The sequence below is a fragment of the Psychrobacillus sp. PGGUH221 genome (assembly GCF_042055255.1).
GTDB lineage: Bacteria > Bacillota > Bacilli > Bacillales_A > Planococcaceae > Psychrobacillus.
This window is the reverse complement of record NZ_JAQMHQ010000010.1, coordinates 54,420-79,632: the sequence shown is the minus strand read 5'-3', so window position 1 is coordinate 79,632 and position 25,213 is coordinate 54,420. Positions and strand designations below refer to the sequence as shown.

At 34.9% G+C, this 25,213-nt stretch carries 26 protein-coding genes and 1 pseudogene; 10 read left to right on the top strand and 17 right to left on the bottom strand.

The genetic code is table 11. The annotated features are described in order from the left end of the window. The gene (locus PGC35_RS17065) at window positions 1-1,281 is read right to left on the bottom strand and encodes an ATP-binding protein (RefSeq protein WP_375220007.1); all 1,281 of its coding nucleotides are present in this window, start codon (window positions 1,279-1,281) and stop codon (window positions 1-3) included. A gap of 201 nt (window positions 1,282-1,482) precedes the next feature. Here PGC35_RS17065 and pgeF point away from each other — a divergent pair, with 201 nt between their 5' ends. Next, the gene (gene pgeF / locus PGC35_RS17060) at window positions 1,483-2,238 is read left to right on the top strand and encodes a peptidoglycan editing factor PgeF (RefSeq protein ID WP_275788054.1); all 756 of its coding nucleotides are present in this window, start codon (window positions 1,483-1,485) and stop codon (window positions 2,236-2,238) included. A gap of 37 nt (window positions 2,239-2,275) precedes the next feature. On the opposite strand, the gene splB is transcribed toward pgeF, so the two are convergent. Continuing rightward, window positions 2,276-3,304, bottom strand: coding sequence for a spore photoproduct lyase (gene splB, locus PGC35_RS17055; RefSeq protein ID WP_056831371.1), 1,029 nt, complete (start codon window positions 3,302-3,304; stop codon window positions 2,276-2,278). Between the two features lie 13 nt (window positions 3,305-3,317). After that, entirely contained in the window at window positions 3,318-3,542 is a 225-nt protein-coding gene (locus tag PGC35_RS17050) for a transcriptional regulator SplA domain-containing protein (RefSeq protein ID WP_053591186.1), read from the bottom strand. A 359-nt stretch (window positions 3,543-3,901) separates the two neighbouring features. Here PGC35_RS17050 and PGC35_RS17045 point away from each other — a divergent pair, with 359 nt between their 5' ends. Together PGC35_RS17045 and PGC35_RS17040 are read left to right on the top strand one after the other, a co-directional pair. Next, entirely contained in the window at window positions 3,902-5,092 is a 1,191-nt protein-coding gene (locus tag PGC35_RS17045) for a M14 family metallopeptidase (RefSeq protein WP_375220006.1), read from the top strand. A gap of 97 nt (window positions 5,093-5,189) precedes the next feature. After that, entirely contained in the window at window positions 5,190-6,605 is a 1,416-nt protein-coding gene (locus tag PGC35_RS17040) for a glycoside hydrolase family 18 protein (RefSeq protein WP_375220095.1), read from the top strand. Between the two features lie 100 nt (window positions 6,606-6,705). Here the strand turns inward: PGC35_RS17040 and PGC35_RS17035 are convergent, their stop codons facing one another. After that, on the bottom strand, window positions 6,706-7,290 hold the full coding sequence (locus PGC35_RS17035) for an NAD(P)H-dependent oxidoreductase (RefSeq protein ID WP_275788063.1): 585 nt from the start codon (window positions 7,288-7,290) through the stop codon (window positions 6,706-6,708). A gap of 119 nt (window positions 7,291-7,409) precedes the next feature. Between PGC35_RS17035 and PGC35_RS17030 the strand changes: the two genes are divergently transcribed. After that, on the top strand, window positions 7,410-7,838 hold the full coding sequence (locus PGC35_RS17030) for a MarR family winged helix-turn-helix transcriptional regulator (protein WP_375220005.1): 429 nt from the start codon (window positions 7,410-7,412) through the stop codon (window positions 7,836-7,838). A 74-nt stretch (window positions 7,839-7,912) separates the two neighbouring features. Here PGC35_RS17030 and PGC35_RS17025 read toward each other — a convergent pair whose 3' ends face one another. From PGC35_RS17025 to PGC35_RS17015, 3 genes are all read right to left on the bottom strand, one after another. Next, a complete protein-coding gene (locus PGC35_RS17025; RefSeq protein WP_056831379.1) occupies window positions 7,913-8,695 on the bottom strand; it encodes a nucleotidyltransferase domain-containing protein in 783 nt (260 codons plus the stop codon). After that, a complete protein-coding gene (locus PGC35_RS17020; RefSeq protein WP_375220004.1) occupies window positions 8,696-8,923 on the bottom strand; it encodes a hypothetical protein in 228 nt (75 codons plus the stop codon). A gap of 160 nt (window positions 8,924-9,083) precedes the next feature. Next, complete coding sequence (locus PGC35_RS17015; protein WP_375220003.1) at window positions 9,084-10,076, bottom strand: VanW family protein; 993 nt, start codon at window positions 10,074-10,076, stop codon at window positions 9,084-9,086. Window positions 10,077-10,319: 243 nt separating this feature from the next. On the opposite strand from PGC35_RS17015, the gene PGC35_RS17010 reads away from it, so the two are divergent. Continuing rightward, on the top strand, window positions 10,320-10,853 hold the full coding sequence (locus PGC35_RS17010) for an ECF transporter S component (protein ID WP_056831383.1): 534 nt from the start codon (window positions 10,320-10,322) through the stop codon (window positions 10,851-10,853). 147 nt (window positions 10,854-11,000) lie between these two features. Here the strand turns inward: PGC35_RS17010 and PGC35_RS17005 are convergent, their stop codons facing one another. The 4 genes from PGC35_RS17005 to PGC35_RS16990 all read right to left on the bottom strand — a co-directional run bounded on the left by PGC35_RS17005 (window position 11,001) and on the right by PGC35_RS16990 (window position 15,225). Next, window positions 11,001-12,518: a malate:quinone oxidoreductase gene (locus tag PGC35_RS17005; protein ID WP_375220094.1), complete on the bottom strand. Its 1,518-nt coding sequence runs from the start codon at window positions 12,516-12,518 to the stop codon at window positions 11,001-11,003. Between the two features lie 460 nt (window positions 12,519-12,978). Next, a complete protein-coding gene (locus PGC35_RS17000; RefSeq protein ID WP_053591177.1) occupies window positions 12,979-13,803 on the bottom strand; it encodes a MetQ/NlpA family ABC transporter substrate-binding protein in 825 nt (274 codons plus the stop codon). Window positions 13,804-13,820: 17 nt separating this feature from the next. Further along, entirely contained in the window at window positions 13,821-14,483 is a 663-nt protein-coding gene (locus PGC35_RS16995; protein ID WP_375220002.1) for a methionine ABC transporter permease, read from the bottom strand. Further along, on the bottom strand, window positions 14,476-15,225 hold the full coding sequence (locus tag PGC35_RS16990) for a methionine ABC transporter ATP-binding protein (RefSeq protein WP_375220001.1): 750 nt from the start codon (window positions 15,223-15,225) through the stop codon (window positions 14,476-14,478). The genes PGC35_RS16995 and PGC35_RS16990 overlap by 8 nt, the downstream gene beginning before the upstream one ends. A 279-nt stretch (window positions 15,226-15,504) precedes the next feature. On the opposite strand from PGC35_RS16990, the gene PGC35_RS16985 reads away from it, so the two are divergent. The 3 genes from PGC35_RS16985 (at window position 15,505) to PGC35_RS16975 (ending at window position 17,227) form a co-directional block, all read left to right on the top strand. Next, window positions 15,505-16,062, top strand: coding sequence for a PadR family transcriptional regulator (locus tag PGC35_RS16985; protein ID WP_053591174.1), 558 nt, complete (start codon window positions 15,505-15,507; stop codon window positions 16,060-16,062). Next, the gene (locus PGC35_RS16980) at window positions 16,059-16,553 is read left to right on the top strand and encodes a DUF4188 domain-containing protein (RefSeq protein WP_375220000.1); all 495 of its coding nucleotides are present in this window, start codon (window positions 16,059-16,061) and stop codon (window positions 16,551-16,553) included. Before PGC35_RS16985 ends, PGC35_RS16980 begins: the two co-directional genes overlap by 4 nt. 182 nt (window positions 16,554-16,735) lie before the next feature. Further along, on the top strand, window positions 16,736-17,227 hold the full coding sequence (locus PGC35_RS16975) for a hypothetical protein (protein WP_375219999.1): 492 nt from the start codon (window positions 16,736-16,738) through the stop codon (window positions 17,225-17,227). 176 nt (window positions 17,228-17,403) lie between these two features. Here the strand turns inward: PGC35_RS16975 and PGC35_RS16970 are convergent, their stop codons facing one another. Beyond that, window positions 17,404-18,708, bottom strand: coding sequence for a GHKL domain-containing protein (locus PGC35_RS16970; RefSeq protein ID WP_375219998.1), 1,305 nt, complete (start codon window positions 18,706-18,708; stop codon window positions 17,404-17,406). A 602-nt stretch (window positions 18,709-19,310) separates the two neighbouring features. On the opposite strand from PGC35_RS16970, the gene PGC35_RS16965 reads away from it, so the two are divergent. Further along, on the top strand, window positions 19,311-20,207 hold the full coding sequence (locus PGC35_RS16965; RefSeq protein ID WP_375219997.1) for an EamA family transporter: 897 nt from the start codon (window positions 19,311-19,313) through the stop codon (window positions 20,205-20,207). A gap of 74 nt (window positions 20,208-20,281) precedes the next feature. Here PGC35_RS16965 and PGC35_RS16960 read toward each other — a convergent pair. The 5 genes and pseudogenes from PGC35_RS16960 to PGC35_RS16940 all read right to left on the bottom strand — a co-directional run bounded on the left by PGC35_RS16960 (window position 20,282) and on the right by PGC35_RS16940 (window position 23,269). Further along, window positions 20,282-20,774 (bottom strand): annotated as a pseudogene (locus tag PGC35_RS16960) (methylated-DNA--[protein]-cysteine S-methyltransferase). A gap of 34 nt (window positions 20,775-20,808) precedes the next feature. Beyond that, window positions 20,809-20,979, bottom strand: a complete 171-nt coding sequence (locus PGC35_RS16955; protein ID WP_375219996.1) for a hypothetical protein — start codon at window positions 20,977-20,979, stop codon at window positions 20,809-20,811. Then, complete coding sequence (locus tag PGC35_RS16950) at window positions 20,976-21,539, bottom strand: bifunctional transcriptional activator/DNA repair enzyme AdaA (RefSeq protein ID WP_375219995.1); 564 nt, start codon at window positions 21,537-21,539, stop codon at window positions 20,976-20,978. The genes PGC35_RS16955 and PGC35_RS16950 overlap by 4 nt, the downstream gene beginning before the upstream one ends. Before the next feature lie 28 nt (window positions 21,540-21,567). After that, a complete protein-coding gene (locus PGC35_RS16945) occupies window positions 21,568-22,338 on the bottom strand; it encodes an isocitrate lyase/PEP mutase family protein (protein WP_375219994.1) in 771 nt (256 codons plus the stop codon). Between the two features lie 433 nt (window positions 22,339-22,771). After that, entirely contained in the window at window positions 22,772-23,269 is a 498-nt protein-coding gene (locus tag PGC35_RS16940) for an LURP-one-related/scramblase family protein (RefSeq protein ID WP_275788111.1), read from the bottom strand. 452 nt (window positions 23,270-23,721) lie between these two features. Between PGC35_RS16940 and PGC35_RS16935 the strand changes: the two genes are divergently transcribed. Next, the gene (locus PGC35_RS16935) at window positions 23,722-24,912 is read left to right on the top strand and encodes an MFS transporter (protein WP_375219993.1); all 1,191 of its coding nucleotides are present in this window, start codon (window positions 23,722-23,724) and stop codon (window positions 24,910-24,912) included. Window positions 24,913-25,213 lie beyond the last annotated feature (301 nt).

Genomic DNA, 25,213 nt, shown 5'->3' with positions numbered 1-25,213 from the left:
TTATTCCACTCGCTTTCGTATGTTTTCCGTAGGGATATGAATTCGAAAAATGGTTCCAATTGGAGGTGATTCTATTTGAATGGTTCCATTCAACTGTTGAATAATTTCCCTTACATGAGACAGGCCAATACCTGTTGCAGCAACTCCCTGCTCATTATATTTTGTCGTATATCCAGGTTCGAAAATAATGGACTCGTCCTCTTTCAGAATACCCTTACCTGTATCTTTCATAACAAAACAAGTGAATTCAGATTCTTCAAACAGAGTAACCGTAATGTCACCCGAACCAACAATTGCTTCAACAGCATTGGCAGTCAGATTATTTAACACGGCCAATAGAGGAATTTGCTTATCTGTTTCAAAATCAACGGACATGGATAGTTGAAAAGAAATCTTTTTCTTTAATAGTTCACTGTATTTTTCATTTGCACTAATAACAAAGCCCATTACATCTGAAAGAAAGAGAGGTGTTTCTTTTTGTTGCTTCGTTATTTTAGTCAGCCCAGATAAAATCCTCTGAGAATCTTTTTTTACCTCATGAATTTCTTGTGCGATATGTAATGCCTGAATACTAAGTTCATGTAATTCTTTCTTTTTTAAACGCCTATATAAGTCATGGCTAGAGGCAGTTATTTGCTCTATATGATTTAAGGATTTTTGTAAATAAAGGGTTTCTGCATATAGTTCGGAACCTACACCAAGCATTTCTTGCATTTGTTTTTTTTGCTCCGAAACTGTAATAGAACTATATAATCCAACAACAAAATAACTACGAAATAAAGCTACTCCACATATTAAAGCAAAATCCTTGAAACTTAATAAGTCTTGGTGCAATAATCCATGTCTCAAAACATGCTCCGATACGTTGCCAATCACTTCTAATAAGGTTGCCCATGCTCCTAAAATAAGAGGAGAAGATTTATACTTTTCTATTTTGATCAAGCTTAATACCATCGCAAATACAAAGTAAAAGAAAAATGCAGGAAAGTTATTTTTCAAACTTATTACAACTTGAACGCCATCAAGCATCGATTCTTCCAACACACGAAAACACACTACTGTTATACCGGTAACCAAACCGGTTCGTAAATAGGACACTGGTGTCCAAATTAAAATAAGGAGAAAAAATGCAACACTCCCCAGTCCAAAACGAAATGCTTCTTCTTCAAAAGGCACTACCTTGACTTCACTTGCAAGTGTCGTCAGTATGGCCGTAAAAATTAATATAATTTTTTCGCTTCTATTAAGTTTACTTAAAAAGAGGTTGCTTTTAGAAAACATTTCATTCACCTATAACCTATATATTTTATCTTCTATTAAAGATACATCATTTTTCTCTCACAATAAAATTCAACGTAGCAAGCTTAATCCAATTGGTGAATATTTGCCATAAAAAAATACCTTGCTTGTCTCATATCTACTTTCTAGAAACTTTCCTATACATCAACAGTTCACTAATATATATTAAAACAAGGTGATTATATGAAAACATATTTAAACAATTCAAAATTTGTTGCGGGAATAACCCTTAAGGATGAAAACAAACTTGAAAACAACAACATGGCACTTCATGTATGTGAAAATCCTAATAATATATTGGAAAATCGTAAGCTATTAGCTGCTTCCTTACATTGTGAGTTGGATGATTTTGTGTGTGCCAATCAAACACATAGCTCAAATTTCCATAGGGTTACACTTGATGATAAAGGACTTGGTTCTTATCAATCAGATACTGCCATTGCAGATACAGATGCATTATATACTTACGAGCCAAATTTGTTACTATGTAGCTTTACGGCCGATTGTGTGCCAGTGATTTTTTATAATGAAGTAAATGAACTTGTTGGAGTTGTCCATTCCGGTTGGCAAGGTACAGTCAAAGAAATTACTTTGAAACTTTTTAAGCATTTAAAACAAGCGGAACATTGTACAATGAGTGATTTCCAAGTCCAAATTGGTGCAGCATTGAGCCAGGATAAATTTGAAGTCGATAAAGATGTATATGTAAAATTTAAAGACCTTGGCTACGCGGATGATTTTATCTATTACAATAATCAAACGAACAAGTATCATATCGACAACCAGCTGACGGTGAAAAAGCAGTGTGAGCTCGCGGGTATTCCATCTGAAAACATTACTATTGATCCTACCTGTACATTTGTAAGCCCAGAAGGATTCTCCTATCGACAAGACAAAAAAAGTGGCAGACATTTGAGCTTTATAATGAGAAAAAAATAAGCACTTCACTTCGTAGTGATGTGCTTATTTTAATTATTTACGTAAAATATTCAAATTTAGCATTTGGGAAAAATTTCTCCATATAGCCATATAGATGTTCTTTTATATCTTCTTCTTCCTCTTTTTGATAGATGTATTTGCCTATTCCGTATTTCCCCCACTTGTATCTTCTCGAAGTTTCATCCAATTCCAGTTTAGTCATTGGATAGTTTTTTTCAATTACTTTTTTAGCTGGCATTGTAAATCGGTGTTGAATGAATTCAAACGTTATATCATCTCGTGCATCCATAGGTAATTCTGCATTTAGGCGTTCAAACATATGATAGTAGCCTTCCTCCCACCCTTCATGAAGGTAAATAGGAGCTACGATAAAGCCCAAAGGATAACCTGCTCTCGCTACTTTTCCAGCGGCTTCTATACGTTTCTCTAAAGGTGACGTACCTGGTTCAAAGTTTTTAATGACATAATCGGCATTTACACTAAATCGAAACCTTGTTTTTCCATTATGCTTGGCATCTAGTAAATGATCGACATGGTGAAATTTAGTCACAAATCTCAATCTACCTAATTCTGATTGACCAAAATGTTCAATGGCTCTTTTCAAAGAGTGTGTTAAGTGATCGATTCCTACAATATCGGAGGTACAGGATGCTTCAAATCTTGTGATTTCAGGCGCACGCTCATCTATATAACGATCCGCTGCTTCTAGAATCTCATCCACATTCACATATGTACGAATATATGGCTTACTTCCCATAGTAGTTTGCAAATAACAATAATGGCAATGCCCCATGCACCCTGTAGCAAAAGGTATAGCATATTCAGCAGAAGGCTTAGACGTATCAAACTTAAGTGTTTTTCGAATACCAACGACTAGGGTTGACTTTGCAATACGGTATCTTTGAAAATCATTGTCCCCAGGTAAATTTCGTACCTGGTTATGGGAAGTCGTATAACGAATTTCTGTCCCCAGCTTTTCAAATTTTTCTTTTAGTTCTTGGCCAAGTGGATATTCCAATGCATTCGGTTCAAAATATACTAGCTGTGGTGTAAATGGTTTTCTCATGTCCTATCTCCCTTTAATGAAAATACTGGCGATACGCTTGTTCAGCATCTGTTTCATTTGCATAAATGGCCATTTCAGTAGTTAAAGGGTAATATGTTTCATAAAGAAAAAGCGCTAATTCTTCCGGGTTTTCCGGGTTGTTTACAACAGCCGCTTCTTGTATATTCGCTACGTCCTGTATATGTGGATTTCGGTAAAATATATAGACAATATCACCAGCATTATAATCGTAATGCATATGTCATCACCTTCCTCGTATCTTTTTTTTAGCTTGGCTAAAGAAGAGGAGATTATTTACTAATTGTTAATAAAAAAACATTAAGCTCGTCGAAAAAAATGCCAGCCTCATTCGGCGTGCCGCATATTGTAAAAAATATTGGTAGCAGCAAAGCCGTTGTTTTAATATCCTTCTATTCAGATACCGAGCTTAACGACATGTTCTAAATTTATCTATAAAAGCAATCTTGACTCATTCACAGTCATTATTGCTTTTTTACTTCCTTTCGTTCTAATTCCCGTAAAGTATTAAAATCATAATACTCTCTTCCATTTCATATTCTTATATAATGTGAAATTTTAATGAAGGGAAGATACGAAATGGACGTATATGTTAGAGGCGGGGATTCAATTTGGTATTTTAGCCAATTATTTAAGATTCCCCTACAGCTTATTAACGATTCTAATAGAAACATTAACCCCCAAATACTCTCGATAGGTCAACGTATACAAATTCCGGGATACGTTGTTACCAACTATCAAATCAGGCCTGGAGACTCCATCTGGTCCATTGCCCAAAACCGAAACCTTCCGCTCGATGCAATTCTACTTGTTAATCCTGGACTTAGTACAAATCGTCTCCAAATCGGGCAGACCATAAGCGTTCCTCTTAGAGTTACTTGGAGACTTGTAAACGGTAAGCAAAATTATAACTACGATACAATGAGAAACGATATAAGACGATTACAGACTGTATACCCATTCCTGCAAGTTTCTTCTATTGGAAAGACTGTATTAGATCGGGAAATACCTGAGGTTCTAATAGGAAATGGGGATAAAAGAGTTCACTTCAATGGTTCATTTCATGCTAATGAATGGATTACTACTCCCATCACTATGACATTTTTAAATGATTATTTGCTATCCTTAACAAACCAAAATACGATTCGAGGTATTGAAACATCCCTTTTATATACACAAACCACATTATCCATCGTGCCGATGGTGAACCCGGATGGTGTAAACTTGGTCATAAATGGACCTCCTGCAAATGAGCCATGGAGTAGTAGAGTGATTGAATGGAATAATGGCAGTTCGGACTTTTCTGGATGGAAAGCAAATATACGTGGAGTAGATCTGAACGATCAATTTCCTGCTAAGTGGGAGTTGGAAAGAGCACGCAATCCAAAAACTCCGGGACCACGCGATTATGGTGGGGAAAGTCCATTGTCCGAACCAGAAGCTATTGCAATGGCAGACCTTACAAGAAGAAGGGATTTTGCAAGAGTACTTGCTTTCCATACACAAGGGGAAGTTATTTATTGGGGATTTGAAGACCTCGAGCCTCCTGAAACGGAAGTTCTTGCTATGGAATTTAGTAGAGTCAGTGGTTATGAGCCTATACAAACAATTGAAAGCTATGCAGGTTATAAAGACTGGTTTATTCAGGATTGGCGAAGACCTGGTTTTACTATCGAGCTTGGAACAGGAACAAATCCGCTACCCCTTACTCAGTTTGACGAAATCTATGAAGAGTCATTGGGGATTTTTCTGTCAGCTTTATATTTATAATTACACACTCTAGTTTCATCAAACGGCTTTGTAAAAATACACTTTTTATTAATCATTACATATGATGCATTAATGAAATCGTTTAGGGGGAGTCTTTATAATTATTCATGTGGTAATCGCAGGCGAAACGCTTTGGCAAATTGCAAACCGTTATGCTGTAAATATGAATTCGATTGTTCGTGTAAATGGTTTACCAAATCCAAATCAATTAATCATTGGACAGTCGTTAGTTATTCCTGTTTCTGGTACAACTCATATCATTAAATATGGGGAAACATTATGGTCTATCGCACAACAATATGGGGCTTCTATTCAATCGATTATTCAAGCAAACAATCTAACAAATCCAAACGCTCTATATCCAGGTGGAAAGCTAATTATTCCACCTATTATACACATAGTGCAGCCGGGAGAGACGTTAGGGCAAATTGCGAACCGTTACGGTACTACAATTCAAGCTATTATTATTGAAAACACAATAGAAAACCCGAATTTGATATATGCCGGAATGCGCTTAGTTATTCCCAGACCAAAGCCGACTATAGAAGTAAATGCCTATTCGTACCAATCAAACGAAGATGCTATCAATTCACTGAATGAAGTTGGTCCTCTCCTCACTTATTTTAGTCCCTTTGCTTATATGATTAAGGAAGATGGAACATTACAAATGATGAATGATCAGGCTATGGTCGAGGCAGCAATTTCTAAAAATATAGTTCCCATGATGTCGATTACGAATTTCTCCTCAACAGAGGCTGGTTCCAATTTATCACATGTCATTTTGTCTAGTGCGGATTTACGAGAAAAGCTAATTACCAACGTACTACAAGTGATGGATGCTAAGGGCTATAAAGTATTGAATATCGATTTTGAAAATGTATTACCTGAAGATCGTGAGAATTATAACACTTTCCTACAATTGGCTGCTGATCGTCTCCATCCGAAAGGCTATTTAGTATCCACCGCTCTTGCACCAAAAACTAGTGCAACACAAGGTGGTTTATTATACGAAGCACACGATTATGAGGCACATGGGAGGATTGCAGATTTTGTGGTCTTGATGACATATGAATGGGGATATCGATTAGGACCTCCACAAGCCATCTCTCCTATTAACCAAATGAGAAGAGTTGTAGAATATGCCCTATCTGTCATGCCTGCTGAAAAAATATTTTTAGGCTTTCAAATTTATGCTCGGGATTGGCTTCTCCCCCACGTTCAAGGTCAAGAAGCAGAAACATTTAGTCCTCAAGAGGCTATAAGAAGAGCTATAAAATATGGCACAGTCATTCAATATGATACAACCGCACAGTCTCCATTTTTCCGCTATGTAGATGAGCAAGGCCGTCGTCATGAAGTATGGTTTGAAGATGCACGAAGCGCTCAAGCCAAGTTTGACTTGGCCAAACAACATAATCTTCGTGGTATCAGTTACTGGGCTTTAGGTTATCCATATCCACAAAACTGGACATTATTATATGATAATTTTACGATTAAAAAGGGATTATCCTAAAAACGTCGATTAGCGATATAATTCGAAAAATAATATAGTGAAAATAGATGCCGAATTAAAAAGGAGCATCTATTTTTTTGCTTAAATAGTTTAAGTAATCCTAATTTATTTTTCTGAAATACGAATAAATTTTCTCTAATTTTTTCGCATGATTGCCCTTTGGACTTTCCATATTACCAAATTCGAAAAATTTCACTTTTTTGATTCCTACAAAATTAAATAATGCTCTTTTCATCAAAATCTTATGACTATTGTTTAAGAGAAATAACGGATAATTCGTAGGACCTTTCATAGTGGAAATACAAACTACAGACTTTCCTTTCAATAGCCCTTCTGGTAAAAGCCCTCCATTCTCCTTATAAGCAAAATTCGAAGCAAATAATTGATCTATATATCCCATAAGCATTGCTGGTGGCCTTCCCCACCAAATTGGATAGATAAAAACAATCTTATCCGCCCACAGCAATTGTTTCCTATATTTTTCAAAGTTTGGATCGCTATGCATATCGCGTCTTCGTTTTGACTCATTGAATTCGAGGATTGGATTAAATCCTTCCTCATATAAATCTAATATTTGTATTTCACTTATAACAGGACTTTCACTACTTCCTTTTAATACTTTTTGCAAAAATGAATAGCTTAAACTTCGATGATTTGGATGTGTGTAAATAATTAACATTTTCATTAAGCTCACCTCTTACTTATCATTTGATAAGTAAATAATAAACTCAATTAATTTAGTTGTCAAATGATAATTGTATTATGATAACATTTTTGCTATCTTTTTAATTAGAGGTGATAAATATGAACAAAAATAATCTTTTTCATAAATTTGTGGCGTTTACATCTTCAGTTCATCGCGTTACACACGAGTTAACAAAAAATGCAAAGTTAGATACAATCACACCCGTGCAATATAATATTCTCGAATATGTATATGTCAGTCAGCCTGTTACCCCAAGCGAAATTAGTGATTGTCAGTATATGTCAATGCCCAATACAAGTCGAGAGCTCAAAAAATTGAGTGAAAAAAATTTAATAAATAAATTTGGGGATATAGAGGATCGAAGAAAACAGTATATCCGACTCTCTAAAGAGGGCGAAACCATGATGAATTCAGCGTTTCAATTGATAGAGTCTGATTTTTTAAAAAGAATTAAAGATGCTTCTAAGGAAGATTTAGAGGAAATTGAAAAAGCCTTAGACATTCTTCACAAAAAAGTTTTTTATTAATATTTATATAAAAATAGTGCCAGGACATATTCTTATGTACCTGGCACGTAAACTAAATTCTACACGTTTTTTTATCACCAAACTTCTTTCAATGTATCTCTAAACAAATTATCTAATTTTAATGTAGGGTCCTCCACTTCAACTTTAATAGTTTTAATGTATGCTTCAAGACGTATCATTTCGCTGTCTAAAAATTCGTTAATTACTTTGATTTGTGGTTCTATATCTAATTCATCACCTATTATCTTTCTTTGTAAAAGATGTTCAATTTCATTTTTTAATTCACCAGCTGGAATCATACTTTGCAATAATTCATGAAAATCAATTGGGGGAACATTTTTGTATTCTTCAATCCACTTACAAGCTAATACAGGTCGAAGTACATAAAAATATTTTTTAATCTTTACTTCTGTTCCTTGTAAGTACTCTCGATAATTATTTTTTGCCATGTTTAAGTAGTGATGCAAACTAGCATTCGGATAGAACACTTCAGATTCTAACTTTCGCAACTTATCAATAAAGGAGTACTTTTGATAATAAATTATATTACTTCTCATCCATTCCAATAATGGGGGGTTACTTTTTCTAAAAAGACGCAATGCTTTTGTTATTTCCCAACCACTTATATCTAGTAAATCGTTAATTGGGACCTCTATTACGTCTCTCTTAGCACCAATTCCTTGTGGATCGATAGACAAATACCACTGTGGTTGATGAATATAAATAAAACGAACATCATAATCACTATCTTTGGAAGGAAAGCCCCAAGCTCTGCTACCGGATTCGACAGCATATAGAACCTTTACTTGAAACTTCTCTTCGATTTCTCTTAATTTATTTTGAATTATTTTATCCATTTATTCTCCACTCTCATATTTAGTATTAAGGTTGATGAACCCTTGTGTTGAACCAAGTACCGTTGCTAAATGAGTGACGATTTCCCAAATGGAATTTACCGTTTCATTGCTTTTCCATGATGCATGATCAGCAGAAAGTCCATTTATTAAACTGTTTAGCGATACAAACCAATTATTTTGATTATAACAGGCACTTAATTGACTTAATATAATATTTTTAGCATCCATTTTTCCTCCTATATTCAGGATCCATATTTCTGCTCTAATAAATACAAAATACCCTCCTAGGATTTATCAATAAACTTACTAATACCTTATAAATCAGCAGACCAATAAAAGCACATCAACTTTATAAAGTTGATGTGCTTTTATCTTTTTCTTTATAGACTTATTCTAGCATTTCTCTATATTCCTCAGAAGTTCTCACTTCTATTGTAAGGAAGTCACTTCCAAAGATTGCTTTTATTAAAAAAGGTGCTCCACTTGTATTTTGAAATCTGAAATCTAATGTACCATATGAAACAGTTGCATCTCTTCCTTTTGGGACGTATCCCACATCTAAAGAATGATGGTTTCTTTCCACATATGTTACCGACAATTGATCAACTACGTTAAAAAGAGTGGAGGACGTTTGGCAAACTCCTCCCCCTATTCCCATAACAAGTTTCTTATTAATAATTTCAGGTGCTGGTTGGTATCCATTTGCTTTGTCTCTCGGTCCTGTCAACTCATTAAACGAGAAATAATCTCCACTTCCAACAATCACATCATTAATGGCTCTTGCTGAAATTTCAATATTTTTGTTCCTGTTTACATCCGAGGCATCAAAATAAGTTGTATAAGAAGCAATTAATACATCCTCTAAATGAGGAATATCTTTCACATCATAACTACTTTCTGTCACATACAAGGGGATATCGACATCCTCGCCTGTACTAGATGCTTCTATAATCCTATCTACCAATTCATCTTCTTTTAAAATAATTCTTGGGCTTCCTTTAATCACCTGACCGTTTTCATCAATTTTATCAAGAACCATTCTCTTGTCATAACCAGCTTCCGTTTCTGTACCTCTTGCCAACTCATAAGCTAATTTTTCAATTTCCTTTTTATAAGTTTCAAGATCATCTTCATAACCTAAATCTTTCGGTGACACAGTTTTAATTATTCTTGAAGTATTTGGATCCATGATATTTACAACTAATGGCTTTGTTTCCTGTTCCTCTACTTCGTTATTCGTGTTAGGCTCTTTTTGTTCTTCTTCCAGTTGTTGTTTCTGTTCATGGTTATTTGTTTCTACTTCTTCGTTTACTGATTTATCTAGACAACCCACCAGTCCTATTGAACATAAAATTATAAGCAACGCAATCCATCTATTCACATTATCGTACTCCTAGCTATAAGGTATTTCCCTTAGACATCTTATTCAAATAGGAACGATAATGTGTATAAACTGACCCCTATGATTTTCACTAAATTGATACTTTTAAAAACACCAATCCTTTGCTAATGTTATCAGTAAATTAAAAACTGATTTTAATCAGTAAGGAATTAAAGGAAAAAGGAAACCTTGCGTAACTATTTCCTGATACCTATAAAGAAAAGATAAGGAAGGTTTATTACTATGCAAAAAACAACAAGTTATTCAAACGCACGCACTTTCGATTTAATCGTAACATCCATGTTAATAGCACTTGTTTTCGTTGCAACGCTCTTATTAAATATTAAACTACCGATCGCGGCAAATGGCGGGCTAGTGCATCTTGGAACAGCTATGCTCTTTATAGCATCTATCTTATTTGGCCCTAAAAAAGCAGCACTTGCCGGAGCTATAGGCATGGGGTTATTTGACTGGGTATCTGGTTGGACATTGTGGGCACCATTCACGATTGTGGCACGTGGCTTGCAAGGTTATATAGTTGGAAAAATAGCGTGGTCGTTCGGTCGCGATGGAAACAGTATTGCTTTCAATCTACTAGCTACTATCGTTTCAATTCCAGTTATGCTAGGTGTTTATTACATCTGTGAAGCCGTTCTTTATGGTAGTTGGGTTATACCAGTGGCTTCAATTCCTGGAAACATCGTTCAAAATGTAGTGGGGATTATCATCGCCATTCCAGTTTGTGTTGTATTGAAAAGAATTCCACTTTTTAAATAGATATTAAAAAGATTACAACAACTATGTAGTTTTTTTAACATCATTTTATATGCATGAAAAAGGGAGGATGCTTCGTAAAACAAGCATTCTCCCTCTTATTTTTATTAATCTATTTTCATTCGATACCTTTGTTATTACATCCTAGAATTAACTATTGACTAGCTCCGTGTCACTAAGACGAAGCGTCTCAGCTGTTGAAGTATGAATTTCTTGAAGAAGCTCTGGGTTTTCCGCTAGTGACATACCGTATGAAGGAATCATTTCTTTTATTTTTTGTTCCCATTCTTTGATGTGTTGTGGGAAGCATTTATTAATGATTTCAAGCATTACGTGTACAGCAGTAGACGCACCCGGAGAAGCACCTAGCAACGCAGCTACCGAGCCATCAGCAGCAGTAACAACTTCCGTACCAAATTGAAGTGTTCCTTTACCACCAGCCTCCGTATCTTTGATCACTTGCACACGTTGACCCGCTACTACTACATCCCAATCTTCGCTCTTTGCGTTCGGGATAAACTCTCGTAATTCTTCCATGCGCTGTTCATTTGATAACATAACTTGCTGGATGAGGTATTTCGTCAACGACATCTCTTTTGCACCTGCTGCCAACATAGTAAAGACATTATTTGGTTTTACAGAACCGATTAAATCAAAATTTGACCCTGTTTTTAAGAACTTTGGCGAGAAGCCTGCAAACGGTCCAAACAGCAATGATTTTTTGTTGTCGATATATCTTGTATCAAGATGAGGAACAGACATTGGCGGAGCACCAACTTTAGCTTTTCCGTATACTTTTGCATGGTGTTGTGCTACAACTTCTGGATTGTTACATACTAAGAATAATCCGCTTACTGGGAATCCACCAATATGTTTTGATTCTGGAATACCAGTTTTTTGTAATAAAGGCAGACTTCCGCCCCCACCACCGATAAAAACGAATTTCGCCGTATGATATTCAATCTTATTGCTATTTATATCATGCACTTTTACTTCCCACAAGCCGTCACTAGTGCGTTTAATATCCTTGACTGTATGTTTGTAGTTTAACTCTACGTTATGGTTAGTTAAATGGTCAAACAACATATGTGTTAGTGCGCCAAAATTAACATCCGTTCCTGAGTCAATTTTTGTTGCAGCAATCGGCTCATTTGATGTACGACCTTCCATAATAAGGGGAATCCATTCTTTCAGCTTCTCTGGGTTATCGGAAAATTCCATTCCTTGAAACAGGGGATTGTTTGTTAGCGCTTCAAAACGTTTTTTCAAAAACGTTACGTTTTTCTCCCCTTCTACTAAACTCATATGAGGTATTGGCATGATAAAGTCCTGCGGATTACTGATTAGTTTGCTTTTTACAAGAAAAGACCAGAACTGTCTTGAAAGCTGAAACTGTTCATTAATAGTAATAGCTTTACTAATATCTACAGATCCGTCCGCTCTTTCGGCTGTATAGTTAAGCTCGCACAGTGCAGAATGCCCAGTTCCCGCATTATTCCATTCGTTAGAACTTTCTTCTCCAGCGTTTGCAAGTTTCTCAAACACTTTAATTTTCCACTCTGGTGCTAACTCCTTCAGTATTGATCCCAAAGTTGCACTCATGATTCCGGCACCAATTAAAATAACGTCTGTATTAGTTTGTTTGTTAGTCATTTTTACCATCCTTATACTATTAGATTTGCAGAAAGAATGTAAGCGTTCCCTACAACAAGCAAATGCGAGACTTCGGAACACACCATTTCTGTATCCATTTTAAACTTAACGTATTCTATTTAATCGTTCGACGAAAATTAAAATATTTACCACTATATAATATAAAATTAATTAAAAGCTAGTTAAACCTCTGATAGTATTTTATTAGTTATTGAATGAACTTTAAAATACTACGTATTCATTATATAACATTATGTCGTAAAATAGGTGTACATTTTGTCAGTTAATGCTTAAACAGAAAGCATTGAGAACATTTTAGTACTTGCGGCTCATAAAATATTTACAGGTTTTTGAAACATATTCCAAGTTCTTTCAAACTAATATTGTTCTTATCGGTCTCGCTTACAGTTTTATAAAAAAAAGTCCACTCTCAGTTGTATAAACAACTTGAATAGACCCTTTCTTTCTAACTGTATTAGAATGCTGGAATTGCAGTTTCATCATAGTTTTCTTTTAAAAATTCGCGTACTTCTTCACTCGTCATTGCTTCTGCTAACTTTTTGATCGCCTCTGAATCAGCATTATCTTTGCGTGCTACTAGAGTAATCGCAAAGTCATTTTCTACACCTTCCGTTAGTAGTGCATCACTTTTTGGTGTCAAATTAAGTGGTGCAGCATAAGCAGGTGTCATGATTACTGCATCTGCGTCATCGTACATTCTCGCTAACATTAACAAATCGACTTCCTCAAACTTTATGTTTTTAGGGTTGTCCACAATATCAGCTTTCGTGTAGTATGGTCCTGTTTTATCTTGCAAAGTGATTACACCATGTTGAGCTAACAAAGCCAAAGAACGATCTATATTCGAAACGTCATTTGCAATGGCAATGACGGAACCTTCCGGAAGTTCGTCGATTGTTTTATATTCTTTAGAATATACGCCATAATTCGCAAAGTATATAGGTACAACTGGAACTAGTTCTGCATCATTGTTTCGATTGAATTCCTCCATATAAGGAACGTGTTGGAAGAAGTTCACATCCACTTCACCTGCCGCTAAAGCACTGTTAGGTTGAACATTATCACTTAGTACAACAATTTCAAGATTAATGGATTCCTCCGCTAGTTTTGGTTTAACAAGTTCAAGGATTTCCGTCATAGGTGGAATTAACGAAGCTACTTTCAATGTTACTTCTTCTTGAACCTTGTCTACATTTTCTTTATCTTTCGCCTCATTCTCTTGCCCACAACCAGCTAAAATTAACATTAGCATTGTAATTAGAAAAATTATTTTCTTCATTTTCTTCCTCCTGGTATTTATCTTTTATCAATCATTCTTGATACAGTTGTTCCGATAAATTGGATGAGCTGTACCAGTATGACCATAATGATAATCATATAAATCATTAACTCTGTTTTGAATTGTTGATATCCGTACCGAATAGCAAAATCTCCTATACCACCACCTCCGACAACCCCCATAATTGTCGAATATGAAATAAAACTAATAATCGATGTTGTTAAACCGAGAACAAGTCCCGAACGAGCTTCCACATAAAGAAATTTAAATATAATTTCCTTAACAGAAGCACCCATTGAAATAGCTGCTTCCATTACGCCTCTTGGTACATCCAACAAAGATTGCTCTACTAACCGTGAATAATGTGCGATAGCTATTATTGACAACGGAACTGTTGCGGCCGCTGTGCCAATTGCTGTCCCAATAATTAGTCTTGTAAATGGGATTAAAAAAACTACTAATAACAAAAAAGGAAAAGAACGTGTAATGTTTACTAATAAATTTAAAATCGAAAAAACAAACCGATTCTCAAGAACTTGTCCCTTCTTGCAAAGGTAAAGTAACGTCCCAACTGGGAGGCCAAATAAAACTGCAGCTAAAATAGACATACCAACCATTACAAAGGTTTCTCCAATAGACACCCATATTTCAGCTTCATATTGAACTAATATATCAGGCATTGTCCATCTCACCATCCTTTGTTAATTGTTCTACAAAGTATCTTGGACTATTGTCTATAAGTTGAATCCTTTTTGGTTCGATTATTACTGTGTCGTATATTTCCCCAGCAGCCATTACAGTTACGCGATTACATATACTTTTAATCACTTCCATCTCATGACTGACAATGACAATTGTAACACCGAGGTTTTTATTTATATTTTCTAATACCTCTAATATTTCATCAGTTGTATTTGGATCAAGCGAAGAAGTCGGTTCATCACATAACAAAACTTGGGGATTATTCGCTAATGCTCTTGCAATGGCAACGCGCTGCTTTTGTCCACCACTTAATTGTGCAGGATATTTGTCTATCAAATTCTCCAGACCAACAAATCGAAGACACTCCACTACTCGACTTTTGCGTTCGTTTCTTGGAAAGCTTGCCAACTCTAGAGGTACAGCTACATTCTCGTAAACCGTTTTATTCGCCACTAGATTAAAATGTTGAAAGATCATCCCGATTGATTTTCGTGCTTGTCGAAGTTCTTTGCTGCTCAAATTTGTTAATTTTTGACCATTCACTTCTACTTCACCTTCATCTGGGAGTTCCAACAAATTCATTAGCCGCAGCAAGGTGGATTTACCAGCTCCACTAGCTCCAATAATTCCATGAATCTCCCCTTTATCTATCGTTAAGGACACAGATTTAATAGCCTGAAACCGTGAAAAGCTTTTACCGACGTTATGTAATTTAATCATAAAAAAACCCCTTTCTAGTAGGTGAAGGGTGGTCACAACGTTTTCAATTATAGCTTAAAATGTTTGGACTGTCATTTGGCACATACTTTCGTAAGCAAAGGCTGAAACCAAGTATACGATAGTCCTGAGTGAAAATTTTGTAACCTTGTACCAACCTTATTTCTACAAATCATTTCTCATCGAAATTCATTTTTTCTGATAATTTGAACTTTACTTTATGATATAAAATAAAGTATTATATATCTAAAAGATACATATCATTTAGATAGGGTGAAATGGATGAAAAAATATAATCACACAACATATGCGATTCTTGGAATTTTGACAACAGAATGTAGGTCTGGATATGCAATTAAACAACTAATAGATCAAAGCTTAAATCATTTTTGGAAAATTAGTTACGGTCAGATTTATCCTACCTTAAAGTTAATTGTTGACGAAGGTTTGGCAACGGTCGATATTTCTGCTCAAGATGGGAAGCCGGACCGCAAAGAATACTCCCTCACTTCTAAAGGTATTGAAACGTTAAAAGTTTGGCTGGAACAACCAATTGAACAAATACCAATAGAGAGAAATGAAGTTTTACTTAAATTATTCTTTGGAAGAAATCAAAGTATAGAGCATTCAATATTACTTCTTAACGACTATAAGGAGAAATTAGAAATACGTTACCAAACATATGAAAACATTGAACAAGTTATTTCCACTCATAATACTGGAGATGATTTAAAGTATTGGTTATTTACATTGGATTATGGTAAACGAATAACAAAAGCTGCAATTGAATGGTGTATCGATACTCTCAAACAATTAGAAAACAAGGGGGAATTGAAATGAAGAAACAGATTTATACAGGGCGTTATACAACCGAAAACAGTGATCCGGTTGTCGTTTTTCTAATAGGAATGAGGATTAACAAACCATTTGCTCTGAACAAATGGCTACCTGTATTTAATGCAATGCCTGGGATGATTAGAGAGCTCTATACACACAAAGAAGACTTAGGTTTTTTATCCATGGAAAGCTATTTTGGACTAAAAACGACTGTTATGATTCAATATTGGCGTTCAACAGAGGACTTATTGAAATATGCTAAAAATGAGAAGCATTTGACTGCTTGGAAAAACTTTAATAAAAAAATAGGAAATAATGATGCTGTTGGAATCTATCACGAAACCTACGAAGTAAAACCAGGAAATTATGAATCCGTTTATGGAAATATGCCTATATACGGTTTAGCTAAGGCCATGGAGCATATCCAAATTAATGTAGATAGCAACTCCGCTCAGAAACGTTTGAAAAATCCCGAAATTAGGGTAACTTCTTGAATTAATTAAAAGATTACAAGAGCAATTTAGAAATAAAATACGCTATAGTAAAAACTCTTTTAAATAACTCAACAATTTTCCCTATTTCACTACTTCCTATCTATATTTTTTTCGAATAGCACAAAGTCTTAGGTATGCATAGCATATATAGGTATACGTATAAAAGTGATGGAGGTTTGTGTATGGTAAATTTTCAAGCTTTTCGTGGTACCGTTACCATGATTAGTGATTTTATGATAGGGCTTAATGGAGAAGGTGAAGGTTGTTATACATTAATGGCAGTAGATAACGGAAATGGGTCTTTAGTAAATTTCGTGGTGTCACCCACTACTTACTTTGTCGACAATGTAATGGTAGCTGTAGGAGATACCGTAACTGGATACTATGATGGAAATGCCCCTGTTCCTCTTATTTACCCACCGCAATATCGGGCCCTTATTGTAGTAAAAGATAATCCTAATCAAAATGTAAAAGTAGATTACTTTAATGGTCAATTCGAGAGTAGTGATGGGCAATTAAAATTAAATATTTCACCATACACTCAAATATTATTAACAAATGGGCAAGCTTTTACAAGAAGCCCTGCAAACCGAAATTTAATAGTTATCTATGGTCCTACCACAAGGAGTATTCCCGCACAAACTACCCCTTATAAAATAATAGTTTGGTGTTAGTTGTTATATAAAGAACATCGTTAGTATCCTTAAACGCACAAACAAGGCAGTGTACACAAATGTTAGTGCACTGCCTTGTACATTCAAGAGCTTTATATTATGGAAGAATTCAACTAAAAATAAACATCGGAAGTAAGAAAACTTCATCAGTTCCAAGCTTACATTTTCTTTCAAAATTATCTTAGAGGAATTTTCACAATCGCAATAGTCTCTAAATCATCTGAATCAATTGAGATTTTTCCATTATATTTTTTCACTATTTCTTTCACTATAAATAAACCTTGCCCTCTGACTTTTCCCTTCTCTCCTTTTTTTGTTGAATACCCCCGTTTAAAAATATGTTCATTTTCGGTAATCTTTGTTCCTGTATTTGTAATCATAAATACATAATGAATCTCATCTGCTTCACCGAAAACCGTAATTTTACGTTCACCCTCAGGTAATTCTATCGTTGCCTCCATGGCATTATCTATTAAATTCGATAATATTTTGATTAAATCTGTTGTTTTAATTTTATTGAATGCATCATCAGAAATCGTAAAATCCATATCAATATTATAATTTTGTGCAGCCAGTTTCTTTGTTTGTAATAATATAGATAAACCAGGGTGATCAATATTATATTTTAGAGATTCGATAGCTTGAACTTCTTTAGAAAGTGATGAGAGATATTGTTGCGCCTGGCCATGTTGACCTAATTGAAGAAGTCCGTGTAATACTTGAATATGATTGGTGAAATCGTGTTTTAAAGACGATACAGAGGTGATTAATGTTTTAATTTCTGCTTGGTATGTATCTTCTGTATCCCCTATCTCCTTCGTCACTTCTTTTTGATACCATCTTTGTAAAAATAAAAAAGATCCTACTACAATCAAAATAAATACACCATTAAAAATGAATAGAAAGAGATTATTTTCCAATACTTCTCTTTTTATGTCATTGATTGTATCGGCACTTAGATCGATACCTAAGTAGCCTATCACCTTTCCTGCTTCATCCTTTATCGGTACTCCAACAGAAAGATAAGAACCATAAATGGGGTCCTCAATTACACCGGTTACATATGTCTTTCCTTCATAGGCTCTTTTTACCTGCTTTTCGGGTACTGTGCAAGCTTCTCCAATTATAAAGCCCTCTTCTAATTCCTGAGGTACTCCAGCTATCATTGCTTTCGATACCTTTGGATTATCAATTTTCAATGTATACACATATAAAGCACCCAGTTTTTCTCTTGCATCATTTAAGTAGCTTCTCAATTCCCAATAATATTCGTTTCTTACGGGGTCCTTCAAAAATTGCTCATATGTTTCTATATCTAACGTTGACGCAATAGACTTTGCTGCTTCCAGACTTTGGCTTCCAATTGATTCTTCAACTGTCCTTTTCATCTTCACATAAGAGGTAAAGACATTTAAGCTTGTAAACAATAATAATAAGACCGTTGATAATATTAAAATTAGTTTTATTTTACTATTTTTCATGCAAACTGGTACTTCCTCATTTTTTTATTGATCTATATATAATCACGTAGATTATCATGAAATAAAATCTAGATCTATCTAACTTAGTAAATTTCAAAAATTAATCTTTTGTTATTTATTACCTTAACATAAAAAATTAATAAGATGAGAGTTTTCCTATTAATAAATAGATTTCTTCATTTAAATTAAATTGTATTGAATGTAGTTTCTAAGTTGGACGTCTATATCATACATGAATTGATGTCCAATCCATTTCAGCACCTTATTTCCATAGAAAAGTTATAAAGCCTCGTTCCTTTTAAGAACTCGGCTTTATTAATGAAAACTTATCTATGACTATGGTGCGGTTCTACGTGACTAAAAAAAATGAGATTCTTTGGTTATTCAATTCAATGAGCTTTCCTATCTAATTCCTGAATTACTGAGTTTTTTTACATACTGAAGAGTTGTCTGAAGTTACTCTCACCTGAGCGTATGAAAAGTAAAAAATAGTAAAGAGTTAGTCTAATGCTCATAAATGATTTTGGATAGTCACAGCCAATTTTCTTCCTTATTTATGATATAATAGTATGGTTGTTTTTAAGCACCAAGGAGGTCTCACAATGAAATTAAATAAAGGTATTTTATATATATTATTAGGTGCATCATTTTTTGGTTTTACACCTATATTTGCTAAATTGGGGTTTAGCTACGGTTACACACTTGGTCAAATTAATATCGTTCAAATGACGATTTCCTTTATATTATTATGGTCTTTTACGCTATTGAAACGCTCTAGTATCAAGGGACTTAATAAGAAGAAAGTTCTTCAAATAATGATGACCGGTTGTTTTATCGGGTTAACAAGTATTTTTTATTATGGTTCGATGCAATATTTGCCCGCTTCATTGGCCATCATTTTAATGTTTCAATTCGTTTGGATAGGGATCATTTTAGAATGGATTTTTAGCAAAATAAAACCCGCACCTGTAACAGTATTGTCCATTATTTTGATCCTAGTCGGGGTCTTTTTTGCTTCAAATGTTTTAAATGGGGAGATACAAGGCCTTCCTATTAAAGGTTTCATTTTTGGAATTCTATCCGCATTCACTTATGCTGGATTTATATTTTTCAGTGGAAAGGTCGCTGTCGATGTGGATCCATGGATGCGAAGCTCATTTATGGTAACAGGATCAACCATTTTAGTATTTATCCTATTTATGCGTGAGATTCCCTCTGTATTGCCATTGGAGAAAGAGTTATTCACTGCTGCTGTAGGGGTTTCTTTATTTGGAGCAGTCCTGCCACCATTATTTTTCGCGGTTGGTGCACCTTTGGTTTCGGGAGGAATCGCAAATATATTAACATCCATTGAATTACCTATCGCAATTCTATCAGCTAGCCTTATTTTGTCAGAAGCAGTAACTCCGCTTCAGTGGTTAGGCACGGCTATTATTATAGTGGCTATTGGATTAAATGAACTCGGTACTAACCTTTTCCCAATAAGAAAGCATTCTTGACGATCAACCCTTAGTAGATATTTATATATAAAGGTTGATCGTTAAGAAAATGGACACCGATGGTAAGATACTTTTTAAGGCTTGATACTTCTAATAGATTTTTCATGCTTAAGCAGCCATTCCTTTCTCCATAGACCACCTGCATAGCATAACCTGTTAATTTTCCTGTAGAACCGATAATTCGATGACAAGGAATGACAATGCTTAACTTGTTTTTCCCATTTGCCCTCCCTACTGCTCTGATGGCCTTTTCATTTCCAATGGAAATAGCTATATCCTTATAAGATACCGTATTAGCGTAAGATATTTTTGTTAAATCGTTCCATACTGTTTTTTGAAAGTCAGTCCCTTCAAATTGATATGGGAATGTAAATTCTTGGCGAAGTCCCCTAAAATATTCGTCAAGTTGGTTGTAGCATTCTGTTAAAAGCGGAGGGGTTTCAGCTTGTAATGAATTCTCTTTTTATCGTCTTCAGAAAACAGTATAGAATTGATAACTTCACGAGTACCAATTATTTCTATTATGCCAATCGGTGATTCATAGTTTAATCTATATTTTTTCGTCATATAATGACCTCCAAAGATAAAAGGTAGCATATGCCTACCATCCTTCCCTAGCGTCTTTAATTTTTATTAGTTTATATACAGCTCCGTCTTTTATTTGATGAAGCACTTCCTGATTAGATATCCCTAAAAAAATTAAACACTCATCAAAAATAAATTCATTTGGAGGAACAATTTTTATATAATATTCATGATCAGTCCAATTCATTTTGGAATCACATTTCTATATTCGCTAGGTGAACAGTTGTTCAAACTTCGGAACACTTTATAAAAATTGGAAGGGCTTTGGAAGCCGACCTCATAGCAAATCTCGAGGTTCGACATTTTTGTACTTTTAAGAAGATAGGCTGCTTTATCGATGCGTATTTTTTCCAGATAAGTACGCGGAGTTTCGGAGGTTTCTTGTTTAAATAAGCGTTCTAGATAATAAGGGCTTAAACCGACTTGATCCGCTATATCTTTTAATACTATTTTTTGCTTATAATGATTGACTAGAAGCGTAATAATATTTTTAACAATCTCAATATGTGGTGATTGTTCAATTTCAGGCTGACATCTTTTGCAAGGGCGAAAACCTGCTTCTTCAACTGCATTGATCTCATAGTAAAATTCCACATTTACCTTTTTGGGCTTCCTAGATCTGCAAGAAGGACGGCAGTAAATTTTCGTTGTTTTTACCGCCGTAAAAAATAGACCATCATATTTACGATCACAAGCGATAATTTTCTCCCACATCTCTTCAAATGAAAGGTTGATTTTTATCACCATTTATTCCACTATCCTTTCTGCACTTATACTAGTTCTCATACAAATGAGAAGTATCCATATACGCTAGTAATTCATCCGCATTCTTTTCTAAATAAGCGTTTACTTTATCAGATAGGGCATTCCCAAAACTAAATCTCCTCACGCCTAATTCTTTAAGCTTATTACAATTTGTTAGTCCAGGTAAAGATAATACATTTAGTGGAGCATTTACATTCAAGGTGATTTCTTTGATCTCGTCATGCTCTTTCAAGCCAGGAACAAAAATCCCACTAACGCCACTCTCAACATATGCCTTCCCTCGTTCAATTGTTTCTATTAAAGGATTTTGCATTTGAAAATAAGTATCTGTTCTGGCGTTAATATAAAAATCTTTATAACCATTCTGGTCCAATGCTATCCTTATTTTCTCCAGAAGGTGACCGTGCGCTGAAACCTCTCTTAAGCCAATTGATTTTTTCAATGAATCTTCAATATTGATACCCACTACCCCCACATCTGCCGTCCTTAAAACATTATCAATAATTATGTTAGTGTCTTCGCTATACCCAGCCTCAATATCGGCAGAAACAGGAATTTTCACATTCTCTACTATGGTTTTGAGGATTCCTAAATGTCTATCAAAATCAATCAATTCTCCATCTGAAAATCCTAGTGAGTTTGCAATACCCCAACTGGTTGTACCTATGGCTTTGAATCCTGCTTTTTCAAGTGTTAAGGCTGAAAGTAAATCCCAAGCGTTGCCTAGAAATAATATATCATTTGAAAAATGCATCTCTTTGAATTCCTGAATCTTGTTCATTTTATTTCCTCCTAATGTTCGTTGAATTCATTTTAACAAGTAATCAATCTTCATTTCGTCCTCATTCTTGCTCTTATGGTCTGTCTTTCAAAACAAAAAAAGTGAAGCTATCTGCTTCACTTTTCTATAGTCTATGCTCTCTATAAACTCATAATTAAATAAATTTATGTAACTATCTTATTTGTACCCTGTTGGTTTAATGGAAATTTATTATTAAGAAAAACCGCACATACTTATGGTAGGGTTAACTATTCTAAATGCGGTTTTATAAAATTAATCCAGTTATCAAGTAAATATTCTCATTAAAACTCCATAAAAAAAGCAGGGAATTCATTTGTGATTTCCCTACTTATTTGATGTTATTTCAACTGTTATTTATAATTTTGAATTTCTAAAGTAAACGCGCCAGCATTTTATATTGTAAATCCTTACATTAGGTCGCCGCTGCTGAGGAAGCAGCTGCTTGATCAGCCTTCACACAATCAATTGCGACAACGAACGCAATAATGATAGCCTCCATCTCCTCATTTAATATTTGAACCTTGTAGCTATCACCCCAAGTGAACCACTCCTTGTTCACTTTACCTATGACTACACCATGCTGTAAAACCTGAAAATTCATATCCCACCAGTTACCGTGTACCTCAATGTCTGCAGCATCAATCGTATAGCGTGCTTTAAAGAAAGAAAACTCCTTCTTAATCGTTAACACCTCTCGACCATTTACTTCAACAAAAAACTTCGGTAAAAAGCTGAACACCTTTTTCGTAATAAGGGCGACTTCATCTTTTGTTGTATTCATAATGGAGAAAGTCTTTGGGATCTGCATAAAACTGCCCTCCACGTAATAGACATCCTTCTCCTGCTGATCTTTTACCGTAAATTTGCCACTTAGACTGAATACCTTCTGCTTTATATAAAGTTGCTTCATACTACGCCTCCTTCGATATAGCATATTATTTAAGCGCGATTTCATCATAGATATTAATATTGATAATAATAGAAATAGAAGTCAATTTTTTTGAATTTTGTTTAATAAAATTTGCTAAAGAGAAAAAAATATATTTATTATATGTATTCAACGTATTATATCAAAATACCTTCTTAACGAAAAAGTATCCAAAATAAATAATTTTGCATACTTTGCTTATCTATTCATCATAAAAAAAACGCCTTTATTTACGATACGGTTCCCCGTGGATTTCCTAAGTGCGCTTTTTTAAAATGGTCTTTTGCTAACGCTGCATCCTTGTCGATTCTGGAAATCAATTATCCTCTACTTGACTAAGATAGGGTTTTTCAGGCAAACATATTCTTGGTATGATGTTAAGGTTGTGTATTTACTATGTCACATATTTACATTCATCTAAGAAAGAGGTATTTATGCACTCCACAAAATTATCCAAGCAACATTGGTTGCTTATCTTAACACTTTCTTTATTAACATTTGTTCTCGGGACAAGTGAATTTGTTATTGTCGGAATCTTAACAGATATTTCTTCAAGTCTTAATATGACTAATGTAAAAGCAGGCACACTCGTTTCTGCGTTTGCAATTACGTTTGCCTTCGCTACACCACTAGTGATGTCAGCAACAAGTCATTTTCCAAAGCGAAGATGGATGTTGTTTTTGATAGGATCTTTCATCTTCCTAAATGCTTTGTGCGTAATTTCGACGAGCTATATAATGCTCCTTGCACTTCGGATTATGACAGCGATTGTAACAGGAGTTTTAATCTCTCTAGCCATGATTGTAGCAAGTGAAACCATGCCGATTAAAAAACGCGGACTTGCTATTTCATTCGTTTTCGGTGGTTTCACACTTGCAAATGTCATTGGAGTGCCAATTGGTATTGTGATCGCCGAAGAGTACGGCTGGAATGCCACTTTCATGTTAACCACTTTCCTAGGAGGATTGGCGTTTTTGGCATCCTTTTTTGTCTTACCTCATAGACTCAGCCAAGTACGCAGTTCGATACGTGATCAGTTTTCTTTATTGACCAAGCCACGTATATTGATGGCTTTTTTCATTCCTGCACTCGGATTTGGCGCAACTTTTGCAGTCTTTACGTACCTTGTACCAATCTTGAAAGAAATGGGAGCACCAAATAATTCAATTAGTATAATCTTATTTTGTTATGGGTTTATTTCGATTTTCAGCAACATCCTCGCTGGTAAAATTGCTAGCCAAAATGCAATCGGTCGCCTTCGGTTTGTTTTTCTCGTCCAAGCAGTTGTTCTGACAAGTTTATTTTGGACTACAAATCATTTTGTTTTAGGATTAATAAATATTGGATTAATGTCGTTAATGGCTATCCTCTTAACAACATCTACTCAGCTATATTTAATTGACCTCGCAGGAATTTATCAGCCAAAAGCAACAGGCCTCGCCGCCTCACTAATGCCAGTGGCAAGCAACGTAGGTATCGCTTTTGGTTCTGCATTAGGCGGAATTGTGTACCATCAAGGAAATTTAATGAATGTAACTTGGGTCGGTGGGATAGTTGCAGTCTGTGCAAGTCTGCTAACATTCTTTAGTCATCATTTAGACCAAAAACAAAAGACATCAGAATAGAAATGAGCAATTATACAAAAGTTAAATTTATTCTACATCGATCATTGCTACCGGTTTATATATTTCGGCAGATGGAGATGAATTTTCAGAAACAGTTGCCAGTTAAAGTGCTTACTTAGTTGCAACATATACTTTAGTAGAAAAACAGGCACATTCGCATGAAGCGAATGTGCCTGTTTTAAAAACCTCACTTATTTATGGTACGGTTCACCCTAACATGTATACTTGCGGTTTTTAATATATCCAAATTTTTTGAAAAAACCTCATTTACTTATGGTTAGGTGCTCCATATCACAAGTAA